We start from the raw sequence: 11679 nt of genomic DNA, 5'->3' as shown, positions 1-11679 counted from the left end.
CAAACGCTGAGAATCCCGACATGGCCCAGTACTTCGAAGTCCACCCCGACAACCCGCAGCCGCGCCTTCTGAAGCAAGCCGCCAGCCTGCTCGCACGCGGCGAAATCGTCGCGGTGCCGACCGACTCCAGCTACGCACTCGTGTGCCACCTCGACGACAAGGAGGCGGTCGACAAGCTGCGCCGCATCCGGCAGGTCGACGACAAGCACCACCTCACCCTGCTCTGCCGCGACCTCAGCGAACTGGCCAACTACGCGCGGGTCGACAACAAGCAATACCGGCTGCTGAAGGCCGCGACGCCGGGTGCCTACACCTTCCTGCTCGAAGCCACCAAGGAAGTGCCGCGCCGCGTGAGCCATCCGCAACGCAAGACCATCGGCCTGCGCGTGCCCGATTGCACCGTGCTGTGCGAACTCCTTGCACTGCACGGCGAACCGCTGCTGGCCACCACGCTCATCCCGCCCGGCGAAACCGAACCGATGAACGACGCACAGCAGATTCGCGAACGCTTCGAAAAGCAGATCGGCGCCGTCATCGACGCGGGCGCATGCCCATCCCAACCCACCACCGTGGTCGACCTCACGCCCATGGGCTCGGGTGACGAGCCGGTGCTGGTGCGGCGCGGCCGCGGTCCGCTGGCCGTGCTGGGCCTCTGAGACAATCCGGCGGGTGGATATTTCCAACCTGATTCAAACCGTCCTGATCTATGCCTTGCCGGTGTTGTTCGCGATCACGGTGCACGAGGCCGCGCATGGTTATGCCGCGCGCCATTTCGGCGACAACACCGCCTGGGCGCAGGGCCGCATCACGCTGAATCCGCTGAAGCACATCGACCCCGTCGGCACGATCCTCATGCCGCTGATGCTTTACTTCGCGACCTCCGGCACTTTCCTGTTCGGCTATGCGAAGCCGGTGCCTGTCAACTTCGGAAACCTGCGCCATCCCAAGCGCGACATGGTCTGGGTCGCGCTCGCCGGCCCTGCCTCGAACTTCGTCCAGGCACTGTTGTGGGCCGTGCTGCTGGTCGTGATGGCCGTCAGCGGCATCCAGGAAGACTTCTTCATCCGCATGGCGCAGGGCGGCGTGCTGGTCAACCTGGTGATGTGGGCGTTCAACCTGTTTCCGCTGCCGCCGCTGGATGGCGGCCGCGTGCTGGCCGGATTGCTGCCGCGCGGAGGCGCGCAGCAGCTGCTGGCACGCATCGAACCCTTCGGCTTCTTCATCGTGATGGGACTGGTGATCGCGGGCATCGTCAGCAAGTACTGGCTGAGCCCGCTCATCGCAGTCGGCTACTCCGTCATTCGCACCGTACTCGGTCCCCTGGTCTCATTGCTCAGCTAGGTTTTTTTCCATGGCGACGACTGCTCCCCCTTCCCCCCTGCGCGTTCTCACCGGCATCACCACGTCCGGCACACCGCACCTCGGCAACTACGTCGGCTCGATTCGCCACTCGGTGCGGCAAAGCGTGGCGCCGGGGGTCGAGACCTTCTTCTTCCTCGCCGACTATCACGCGCTCATCAAGGTCAACGATCCGGCGCTCATCCAGCGCTCCACGCTCGAGATCGCCGCCAGTTGGCTGGCCTGCGGCCTCGACCCCGAGCGCGTCACCTTCTATCGCCAGTCCGACATCCCCGAGATTCCCGAGCTGACCTGGTTCCTGACCTGCGTCACCGGCAAGGGCCTGCTCAATCGCGCCCACGCCTACAAGGCCTCGGTCGACAAGAACGTCGCGAAGGGCGACGACCCCGACGCCGACGTGACTGCCGGCCTGTTCATGTACCCGGTGCTGATGGGCGCCGACATCCTGATGTTCAACGCCCACCAGGTGCCGGTCGGCCGCGACCAGATCCAGCACATCGAGATGGCGCGCGACATGGGCCAACACTTCAACCATCTCTACGGGGAGCACTTCACGCTGCCGGAGGCACTGATCGACGACAACGTGGCCACCCTGCCCGGCCTCGACGGCCGCAAGATGAGCAAGAGCTACGGCAACACGATCCCTCTGTTCGCGCCGCGCGCCCAACTGCAAAAGCAGATCGCCAGCATCGTGACCGACTCGCGCGCGCCCGGCGAACCGAAGGACACCGAAGGCTCCGCGCTGTTCCAGATCTACCAGGCCTTTGCCAGTGAAGACGAGACTGACACGCTGCGCCGCGCGTATGCCGACGGCATCGGCTGGGGCGATGCCAAGCAATTGCTGTTCGAGCGCATCGACCGCGAACTCACGCCGATGCGCGAGCGCTACGAAGCCTTGCTGAAAGACCCCGCGCTCATCGAGACGACGCTGCTCGCGGGTGCGGCCAAGGCACGCGCCCTGTCGCGGCCTTTCATGGATCGGCTGCGCCATGCCGTGGGGCTGCGCAACCTTGGCGCACAGCAGGCCAAGGGTGCGGGCAAGGCCGCCAAGACGGCCGCCAAGCCAAGCTTCAAGCAATACCGGGACAGCGATGGCCAGTTCTATTTCAAGCTGCTCGACGCGCGCGGCGAGTTGCTGCTGCAGAGCCTGGCATTTGCTTCGCCGCAAGAAGCCGGCCGCGCCATCGGACTGCTGCAACAGCAACGCGGTACGGCACTTCCAGCGTTGGCAGACCGCCTTCAATCACTGACCCCTGAATCTTCTCGCGCAGTGGTGGAAGCACTCGATACGCTCGCCGCGGCAAGCGACAAATAAGAAGAAATAGCTAGTTGTTACAAGCACTTAAACGCCGCAATTGAGGCGGTGGATCCAGCGTTGCGCACGTACACTTGACGCATGAGCATTTACGTAATCGACGACCATCCCCTGATGCGTGACGCTATCGTCATGGTGCTGCGGCGCCTGCGTCCGGCTGAAAATATTGTCGAACTGGACCGACTCGACAAGCTCGCCGGCGCCGTCAAGCAGCACGGCAAGCCCGACCTCTTCTGCCTCGACCTGAAGCTGCCGGACATCACCGGCGTGTCGGGCGTGGTGTCGGTCAAGCAGATCTATCCCGACGTGCCGATCGCCGTGTACTCGGCCTCGCCCGCAGCGGACATGGAAGAGGCCTGCATCGAGGCCGGCGCCGACATCTACATCGAGAAATCGGCGGGCTCCAGCGAACTCGCAGCCGCCTTGCGCGGCCTGCTGTTGGCGGAAGCAGAAACCGAAGAAAGCGCCGCAGCCAGCAGCAGCACGGGCAAGCTGTCGAAGCGCCAGACCCAGTTGATCGCGATGCTCGACAAGGGCATGAGCAATCGCGAAATCGCCAACGAACTCGACATCAGCGAGCACACGGTCAAGGTGCACCTCTGGCGCCTGTTCCGTCGCCTCGGCGTGAAGAGTCGTACGCAAGCGCTGCATCACGCGCGCAGCCACGGTCTGCTCTCTTCCGGCGCCATATAGGGCTCGCCCCCAGGCTCCGCGACCACTTCGTTGTCGCTCCTCCCTCCCCCTGCCGGGGGGCAATACCAGCGGCCCGGCAAAGCCGGTTCCGCGGTATTTCACGCAATGCCGGTGACGCAAATGCCGGTAGTACGGCGTCTTTGGTCTTTAGCCCACTGAACCTGAAATTCTGGTTTGCGCCTGTGATTCGTCGGCGTCGTGAAGGGCGACGCGGAAGACGCTGCCGCGGCCGAGCCGCGAGCGCACGCTGATGGGGTGGCCCAGGGCGTGCGAAAGGCGCGCGACGATGGCCAGGCCGAGGCCGAAACCATCGGAGGTGCCGGCGTGATCGGCCACCTTGTAGAACTCAAGGAACACGTCGCGCAAGTGCTCGCGCGCAATGCCGATGCCGGTGTCCCAGACCTCGATGCGCACGCCTTCGGGCGTGGCGCGTGAAGCCAGCAGCACGCCGCCTTCGGCTGTGTACTTGATCGCGTTGGCCAGCAGGTTGCCAATCATGCGCCGCACGCGGATCGGGTCGGTCAGCACGGCGCCGCCGGTGGAATGCACGCGAAAACGCAGGCCCTTCGACTCGGCCACCGGGCGGTATTGCAGTTCGAGATCGTGCAGCAGTTGCGTGATGTCGACGCGCTCGATGTGCAGTCGCACCTGGCCGGAGTCGATGCGGGCCAGGTCGAACAGCGAATCGAACAGCGCATTGACTGCGTGCGTCGCACGCACGATCTTCGGCGCGATCTCCTCGACCAGGTCAGGCTCGTTGCGAAGCCAGTCGGCATACAGCGACAGGGCCAGCACCGGCTGGCGCATGTCGTGCGCGGCGCTGGCCAGGAAGCGGTTCTTCATCGCCACGGCCGACACCGCGGCTTGGCGCTGCTGCGTCAGCGAATTGATGAGGATGTGGTTGTGGAACAGCAGTTCGAAGCTGTTGCGCGAGGTCTCGTGAATGCGGCGGCCGGCGCGCAACAGCAACCACCAGTGCAGGACCGGCAACAGCAGGAAGCCGTAGCTGAAGTGCAGTTCGACAAATCGCAACTGCACCACGCGCAATACCAGCGACGCCATCATCGTGATGAACAGCGTGTTCACGTAGCGCTGCAAGAGCGGCGGGTGCAACGCCAAGCCGTTCAACGGGAAGGTCGCGACACCGGCCACCATGAGCCAGCACATGAACTGGCTGACCACCGGTACCCGCTCGAAAAAGATCAGGATCGAAAGACCCCAGGCAAATGCGCTGGCGCTCCACAGGTAGCGGTAGCGGTGAACGAATTGCTCCTGCGATGCGGCATCCGTCTCGGCAAAGCGCAGGGCGTAGAGCCGCTCGCCCCAGACCCGGCAACCTGTTGCGGTGACGCCGATCAGCAACCAGAGGGCGAGTTGCCAAGTCGGCACATAGCCCCAACACAGGCTGACCATGGCCGGCATCAACGCGGCGCCGAACAGGTGCGAGCCGCGCGCGGAGCGCATGAGGCTGCGGATCAACTCACCGCGAACCCACGGCTCAGCTTCGTCCGCCGTGGCGGGTGCCGGCGTCAGGCTGGCAAACGAGGAATTGCCCAATCCGGCGAAGGTGGAACCACCTCTCATGGCGAATTCCTGTTCAAGACGACACGCACAAAAAAGCCCCGGTGAGGGGGCCCTTGTCAGCGGCACAAAGGCCGATGAAAACTTTGGTTTTCGTCTGTAGATTGCGGAGCATTTCACCGAGTTTAACGCCGCCTCGCGACGCACGACAAAGGCAAAAATGCTCCTCGCTCCGGCTCTTTCTCGCGATCAGGTGCGCCGCGCTCACTGGACTTTGTTCTCGAGCTGGCCGCTCTCCTGCAGGTAGTCGACCATCCGGCCGACCTGCACGTCGGTGTACTCCGAGAATCCGCGTAGACCTCGGCCAGCCGGGAGAACAGCTTCCCTTGATCAGGCTGTCAACCACTCTCGCAGCCCATGATTGGCCGATGAAATATTGCCGAAAACTGGATAGCGCCAGCAACGACCGGCCTGGATGATCGGGGGTCACGCAGCTACGTCGTCCGGTCCAAAAGTGAGATTCCATGACCCAGACCCGCAACCTCCAACTTCTTTTTCCGCTTACGGAGTGGCTTGTCGCGACAGCGACGCACATGTGCCTGGAAGCCGACCTGTTCACGGCTGTGCCGGAACTGGTCAGCGGGCTTTAATTGACGGGGACGTCCATGTTTCTTCGCCAATGCCTCCAAGAGGTGCGTAGCCTGCAACGCGAAAGGCAGGCAGGCTTGATCACCTGGCTCGCCTACCCGGCAGGGCAGTTTGATCGCGCACCAACTCCCACGTTCACGCGAACAGGCGACCAACCCACGCATGAGGTCCTGGCTGCGCCGATCACGCTGCACAAGTCGAAGGAGCAGTAGCCGCCTGCCTCTCGGTGCCTCGCCGGCATTGAACTCGCAAGCGCAAAGACCGTGCTTGCAGCCACTACTGCCGCACGCGCGCAGGCCTCATTCACCATGCAAATAGCGTTGGTGCAAAGCTTGCCGAGATGAGTCGCGAGCATTTCGTGCGAGCGGCATCTCGTTGGTCTACGGCAGCCGTTGTCGGCCTGGCTCGGCAAGCCCGTACCCACCGGTGCGCAAGATCGACTTCACCCAGCCCCTGAAGATCGAACGGACGCGCAGCCCGCCCGTATATTTCGAGGTGCTGCGCTTCTGCTCCGCCCCCTCAGCGCAAGACGATGAAGCGCCACGCAAGCCTGCGCATATCGCCCGCGGCTGAAGTCGTCGAGTTGGGCGTTTCCGCAGGCGCTGAACCGGCACGGTCGGGGTCCCTATCGAGATCGGCGGCCCGCGCCTGACATCGTCCCTGAACCCAAAGTTGCGCCACAAGTCACGGTGACGAACTCCGGCAGCACGCATCCGTCGCATATGCAACACCTCTTCCACATTTTCAATGACTGACCAATGCCTGACTCTTTCTGGAATCTGCCGTGTGTCTACGCCGGTTCGGCGACGCGACTGACTACGGCGCGTCGGAGGAGCTGCGCGATGCGCCGGAGTCGGTCGCGAGCACCTGTGCCGGGAGGCTCCTGGACGACGCCGTGGCCGGAAGCGGCGATCCGTCCTCGTTGCGGCACTGCACCGCATCGCCCCAGAAGTCTTCTGACGAAGACCATTCGCGGCGCTTGACGCGAAGCTCCCGAAGGCATTGTCGAAGTAGCGCCATTTGAGATCTCGTTGGGCTGTGTCGCGTAATTCGGGTCGAATACGCGCGATTTGAATGAAAAGATGGTCGCCTTACGAAGGCCCATCACCACCGTTCAGGAGAAGGTATCAGCCGTGGGACCACTTCCGCCCCCCTCCCGATGGGTGGGTAGGAGACGAGACGCCGACGCCCAGCACCCGCCGGCCCGGTCGCTCGCCGCCGGAACATGGGGCGACGCTCAACCCGAGACCGCCCGAAGAGACGCAATTCCAGTCACCTGATCGATTGGGAAAAAGATGGGAGGGAGGCGTCCTGATGTCGGGCTGCAGGCCGCATGAATGCTGAAGATGCCGCGGCGCGATGGTCGCGCTTACGCGACAGCGTCCGCGAACGCATGCTTCGTGCTCGGACGCATCGCGGCATGCGCTCTTGGCATTTCATGCATGAAACGCTGCGCTGCGATTCCGATATCGTCTCTCCGCTTCGTCATACAACTGTCAACAGGAGCTCTTATGCACTTTGCTTCCAGACTCCGCGCCTTCGCCAGCGCGGCCGCGTTGATCACCGCCAGCGCCATTGCGCATGCCCAGGCGGCGCTGCCAAACGTCGTCATCCTGGCGACTGGCGGCACCATCGCCGGCGCCGGCGCGTCGGCCGCCAACAGCGCCACCTATTCGGCGGCCAAGGTGCCCGTCGACAAGCTCATCGCCGGCCTGCCCGAACTCTCCAAGGTGGCCAGCGTGCGCGGCGAACAGGTGTTCCAGGTCGCCTCCGAAAGCCTGACCAACGAGAACTTGCTGACGCTGGCCAAGCGCGTCTCGGCCCTCTCGAAACAGGCCGACGTCGACGGCATCGTCATCACCCACGGCACCGACACGCTGGAAGAGACGGCGTACTTCCTGACCCTCACCGTCCACACGCCAAAGCCGATCATCGTCGTCGGCTCGATGCGCCCCAGCACCGCGATCTCGGCTGACGGGGCGCTGAACCTGTACGACGCCGTCAACGTCGCCGCCAGCAAGGACGCCGCCGGCAGGGGCGTGCTCGTCACGATGAACGACGAGATCCAGACTGCCCGAGACGTCAGCAAGACCGTCAACATCAAGACCGAAGCCTTCAAGAGCCAGTGGGGCCCGCTCGGCATGATCGTGGAAGGCAGGAACTACTGGTTCCGCGCGCCGGTCAAGCGCCACACCATGCAGTCCGAGTTCGACATCGACAGCATCACCGCGCTACCAGCCGTCGAGATCGTCTATGGCTACCAAAGTGTGCCTTCGACGGCGATCGACGCCTTCGCCAAGAGCGGCGTCAAGGCAATCGTCCATGCCGGCACAGGCAACGGCTCCGTCGCCGACCGCATCGTGCCCGTGCTGCAGAAGGTGCGTAGCGGCGGCACCCTCGTCGTCCGCAGCTCGCGCGTGCCGGACGGCTTCGTCATCCGCAACGCCGAACAGCCCGACGACAAGTACGACTGGGTGGTCGCGCACGACCTGCGTCCGCAGAAGGCGCGAATCCTGACGATGGTCGCCTTGACCAAGACCAACGACACCAAGGAACTGCAGCGCATCTTCTGGGAGTATTGAGCCACCCTCAGGCTCTCTCCGCCCCTCCAGGGGCCCCGCGCGCGGGCCGGCGAAGCCGGTTCCGCGGGCCGACAGCGCAATCGGCAGGCCCGCTTCGAGCGATGCCGTCGCGGCCTGTCCATGCACCGTCGCCTTGATGCCCCGGTTCGACGCGGGCTTGATCGTGAGCGAACTGCCCATCAGGACCGCATCGGTGTACCAACCGCCGAGCCCGATTCCAACAACTCGGCGTATCAGCGCCAGAATCGTCGGCCATTGAGCCGGTGATGTAGCCGGTCATCGGCGAGGAGGGGCGCCGGTTTTGGCGAGTGCGGCGATATCGTGCTTGGTCCAGTCCCAGATCTCAACCTGGTAGCCGAGCGCATCGATGCGCTTGATGCGCTCGACGGGCGGAAGAAGAGCCTGTTCGGCGACATGCACGCCTACGGCGAAGAGGGCGTTCGCTTCCACACCAGGCAGAAGTCGGTCATGCAGCGCTGGCCCGAGAGCATCCGCAAGGGGGCGGAGTTTGTGATGCCAACTGCCAAGTAAGCGTTCAGTGCCCTGCGCCGAGGCGCTCGGCGTCCGGCCCCCGTTTCAACTCCAGACGGTAGGCCAGGGCGATGAAGAGGCTCTGCGCCAAGCCGATCGTGCTGGTGAGCGAGCGAAACCCGAAGGTGGTGCTCTCCTGCACGAACAGCGCGACCTGGGCCAGTTCAGAAAGCGGGCTCAACCGACTGTCGGTAATCGCGATGATGCGGGCCCCGCGCGCACTCGCGTTGCGCAGGACGTCCAGCGTCTCCGGCGCATAGGGCGGAAAGGAAACCGCCAGCAGCACGTCGCCCTGGCGCAGGGAACGCAATTGACCCTCCTGCATGCCGCCCATGCCATCGACCAGCAGGATGCGCTTGTCCGTGTGCTGCAGCGCGTAGTCCAGGTAGGCCGCTACCGGGAACGAGCGGCGCATGCCAAGGAGCCAGATCGATTCCGCCTCGGCCAGCAGTTCGACCGCCTTGTCCAGCTCGCTTTGCGCCAGGGTGTCGATGAGCTCCTGGATCCCGCCGATGCTGCCCTTCAGGAATTCCTGCGCGATGTCGACGCTGATCAGCGGCGCGCCAGCCTGGATCACGTCGCGGATGCGCGCCTGGTAGTTGCGGTCCGGCGCCAGTTGCTGGGCAATGGCTTCGCGAAACAGCTTCTGCATCTCGGTGAACCCCGAGAAGCCGAAATGCTTGGCAAAACGCACCACGGCCGAAGGCTGCACGCCGCAGGCGGCGGCCACGTCCTGGATGCCTTCGAGGCCCAGGCGTCCGTGGTGCGCCTCGATGTATTTGCCGATCAGCTTGAGCTGCTTGCTCAGCCCCTTGTATTCGCTCTCCAGGGCTTTGAGCAGCTGCTCGACAGAGGTCACAGAGGGGGCTGCGGTGGTCATGGAGTCAGGATACCAAGACGCCTTCACGTTTCGGCCCACCGCCTTCCCCGGCCCTTTGACCTCCCGCTTCAAAGCATCTCGACCTGGCCGCTGCGCAGCGACCGGGTGATGGCCAGGCCGATGCGCGTCGCCTCGGTGGCGTCGGAGAGCGCCAGGTCGAGCGCCGCCTCGCCGCGGCATGCCGCGACGAAGGCGTTCATCTCGTGCACGAAGGCATCGCCGAAGCGCTCGAAGAAATCGGCCGTCGAGGCATGTCGCACGCCGTGGCTGTCGCTGGTGACCACGCGGTCGCGCTCGGCGCCGTGGCCAATCAGCAATTTGCCGCCGGTGCCGATGACCTCCGTCTGCGTTTCATGGCCGTGCGCGAAGGTGCGCGAGGCATAAAACACTGCGCGCCCGCCACCTTCGAAATCAACCATCGCCAAGCCGTTGTCCACGTCCGCATGCTCGGCAAGGCCGGGATGCATGGCGATGGTGCCGGTGGCGAAGGCGCGCACCGCGCGCGGGTTGCCGAGCATCCAGCGCGCCAGGTCGATGTCGTGCACGCTGCAGTCCATGAAGATGCCGCCGGACTGCGCCGCGTAGCGCACGAAGAAGCCCGAGGGATCGTTCATGTCGCAGGTCTGCGAACGCACGAGAAAGGGCCGCCCGATCGCGCCCTGGCGCATGTCGTCGTGCGCGCGTCGGTAGCTGGCATCGAAGCGGCGCACGAAGCCGACCATCGCCACGCGGTCCGGATGCCGCGCCGCCACGGCCTCGACGCGCTCGCAGTCGGCCACGTCCAGCGCCAGCGGTTTCTCCACGAAGACATGCTTGCCCGCCTTCAGCGCCGCGATGGCCTGCTGCGCATGCAGCGCGGTGGGCGTGACCAGCACGATCGCATCGACATCCGGCGCGTGGATCATGCGATCGAAGTCGCTTGTGGTCTTCTCGATGCCCAGCTCGGTGCGGGCCTCGTCGAGTTCCGAACGAACGGGGCTGCAGGCCCAGACCAGGCGTGCGTTGCGGATGCGATAGGCGAGGTTTTCGGCGTGGCGCCGTCCGAGCCGGCCCAGGCCGGCGATGCCGATGCGAAGCGGGGGTGTGCGGGAGGTGGTGTTGCTCATCGAGATGCCGCGGTCACGCGCTGAAAGTCACGGGCTCGCCGCGCTCGAAAGACAGCGCCGCCGCATCGGCCAGCTTCTGCGCGGCCACGCCGTCGTGCACCGAGGTGCGGAATGCGCCGCCGCTTTGCAACTGCTCGATGAAATGAGTCACCTCGAGCCGGTACGCGGCGCGATAGCGCTCCAGGAAGAAGGCTTCGGGGTTGTCGACCTCGACGCCGGCGGCATCCATTCGCACCACCTCCGTCGGCCGGTGGTTGCCAGCCGCCAGCAGGCCCTTGAAACCCAGCACCTCGAAGCGCTGGTCGTAGCCGTATGCCGCGCGCCGCGAGGCGTTGATCTGGCACAGCCGGCCCGAGCGCGTGCGGATGCTCACGATGGCCGTGTCGATGTCACCCGCCTGGGCAATGGCCGGGTCGGTGAGGCACGAGCCGGTGGCGCTCAGCCACACGGCTTCGTCGCGCCCATCGTCGGCAAGGATCCAGCGGAACACGTCGAAGTCGTGGATCAGCATGTCGCGAAAGATGCCGCCGGACTGCCGCAGGTATTCGACGGGCGGCGCACCGGGGTCGCGGCTGGTGACGATCAGCACCTCGGGCACGCCGATTTCGCCGTCCTCCAGGCGCGACTTGAGCGCATTGAAGGTCGGATCGAAGCGGCGCTGGAAACCGATCATGCAGGCCACGCCGGCCCGCCGCACAGCCGCTGCGCAGGCCTCGGCGCGCGCCACCGACAGGTCCACCGGCTTCTCGCAAAAGATTTGCTTGCCGGCCGCCGCCGCGCGAACGATGAGGTCGCCGTGCGTGGTGGTCGGCGAAGCGATGACGACGGCATCGACAGCCGGATCGGCCAGTGCCTCTTCGATGGAAGCCACCTGCGCGCCCAGCGCATGCGCGAGCGACGCCGCGCTCTGCGATGCCGGATCGCTGACGTAGCGCAGTTGCACGCCGGGCAGCGAGGCAAGGTTGGAAGCGTGGATCTGGCCGATGCGGCCGGCGCCGAAGACGGCTACTTGTTTCATGGTCACGGAGATGGCGGGAACGAGTG

Annotated in this window: 12 protein-coding genes and 1 pseudogene; 8 read left to right on the top strand and 5 right to left on the bottom strand. The window is 65.0% G+C overall.

The annotated features are described in order from the left end of the window. Positions 1-20: 20 nt before the first annotated feature. The 4 genes from WKW80_RS31320 (at position 21) to WKW80_RS31305 (ending at position 3367) form a co-directional block, all read left to right on the top strand. Positions 21-656 carry an L-threonylcarbamoyladenylate synthase gene (locus WKW80_RS31320; RefSeq protein ID WP_340367499.1) on the top strand — a complete coding sequence of 212 codons (636 nt, stop codon included), beginning with the start codon at positions 21-23 and terminating at the stop codon, positions 654-656. A 13-nt stretch (positions 657-669) separates the two neighbouring features. Then, on the top strand, positions 670-1341 hold the full coding sequence (locus WKW80_RS31315; protein WP_340367498.1) for a site-2 protease family protein: 672 nt from the start codon (positions 670-672) through the stop codon (positions 1339-1341). A 10-nt stretch (positions 1342-1351) separates the two neighbouring features. Then, positions 1352-2674, top strand: a complete 1323-nt coding sequence (locus WKW80_RS31310; protein ID WP_340367497.1) for a tryptophan--tRNA ligase — start codon at positions 1352-1354, stop codon at positions 2672-2674. Between the two features lie 81 nt (positions 2675-2755). Continuing rightward, positions 2756-3367: a response regulator transcription factor gene (locus tag WKW80_RS31305; protein ID WP_340367495.1), complete on the top strand. Its 612-nt coding sequence runs from the start codon at positions 2756-2758 to the stop codon at positions 3365-3367. A gap of 147 nt (positions 3368-3514) precedes the next feature. On the opposite strand, the gene shkS is transcribed toward WKW80_RS31305, so the two are convergent. Further along, complete coding sequence (gene shkS / locus WKW80_RS31300; protein WP_340367494.1) at positions 3515-4951, bottom strand: surface-behavior sensor histidine kinase ShkS; 1437 nt, start codon at positions 4949-4951, stop codon at positions 3515-3517. A gap of 461 nt (positions 4952-5412) precedes the next feature. On the opposite strand from shkS, the gene WKW80_RS31295 reads away from it, so the two are divergent. After that, on the top strand, positions 5413-5538 hold the full coding sequence (locus WKW80_RS31295) for a hypothetical protein (RefSeq protein WP_340367493.1): 126 nt from the start codon (positions 5413-5415) through the stop codon (positions 5536-5538). A gap of 424 nt (positions 5539-5962) precedes the next feature. Further along, complete coding sequence (locus WKW80_RS31290; protein WP_340367492.1) at positions 5963-6109, top strand: hypothetical protein; 147 nt, start codon at positions 5963-5965, stop codon at positions 6107-6109. A 243-nt stretch (positions 6110-6352) separates the two neighbouring features. On the opposite strand, the gene WKW80_RS31285 is transcribed toward WKW80_RS31290, so the two are convergent. Then, complete coding sequence (locus WKW80_RS31285) at positions 6353-6556, bottom strand: hypothetical protein (RefSeq protein ID WP_340367491.1); 204 nt, start codon at positions 6554-6556, stop codon at positions 6353-6355. 491 nt (positions 6557-7047) lie between these two features. On the opposite strand from WKW80_RS31285, the gene WKW80_RS31280 reads away from it, so the two are divergent. Together WKW80_RS31280 and WKW80_RS31275 are read left to right on the top strand one after the other, a co-directional pair. Then, positions 7048-8118, top strand: coding sequence for a type II asparaginase (locus tag WKW80_RS31280; RefSeq protein ID WP_340367490.1), 1071 nt, complete (start codon positions 7048-7050; stop codon positions 8116-8118). A gap of 387 nt (positions 8119-8505) precedes the next feature. After that, positions 8506-8649 (top strand): annotated as a pseudogene (locus WKW80_RS31275) (methylmalonate-semialdehyde dehydrogenase (CoA acylating)); the annotation flags it as partial. Positions 8650-8653: 4 nt separating this feature from the next. Here the strand turns inward: WKW80_RS31275 and WKW80_RS31270 are convergent. The 3 genes from WKW80_RS31270 to iolG form a co-directional block, all read right to left on the bottom strand. Beyond that, positions 8654-9529, bottom strand: a complete 876-nt coding sequence (locus WKW80_RS31270) for a MurR/RpiR family transcriptional regulator (protein WP_340367489.1) — start codon at positions 9527-9529, stop codon at positions 8654-8656. A gap of 68 nt (positions 9530-9597) precedes the next feature. Further along, a complete protein-coding gene (locus tag WKW80_RS31265) occupies positions 9598-10635 on the bottom strand; it encodes a Gfo/Idh/MocA family oxidoreductase (RefSeq protein WP_340367488.1) in 1038 nt (345 codons plus the stop codon). A gap of 13 nt (positions 10636-10648) precedes the next feature. Then, positions 10649-11653 carry an inositol 2-dehydrogenase gene (gene iolG / locus WKW80_RS31260; protein ID WP_340367487.1) on the bottom strand — a complete coding sequence of 335 codons (1005 nt, stop codon included), beginning with the start codon at positions 11651-11653 and terminating at the stop codon, positions 10649-10651. Positions 11654-11679 lie beyond the last annotated feature (26 nt).

This window comes from Variovorax humicola, assembly GCF_037889915.1.
Lineage (GTDB): Bacteria > Pseudomonadota > Gammaproteobacteria > Burkholderiales > Burkholderiaceae_C > Variovorax > Variovorax humicola.
This window is presented reverse-complemented; position numbering and strand designations above follow the sequence as displayed.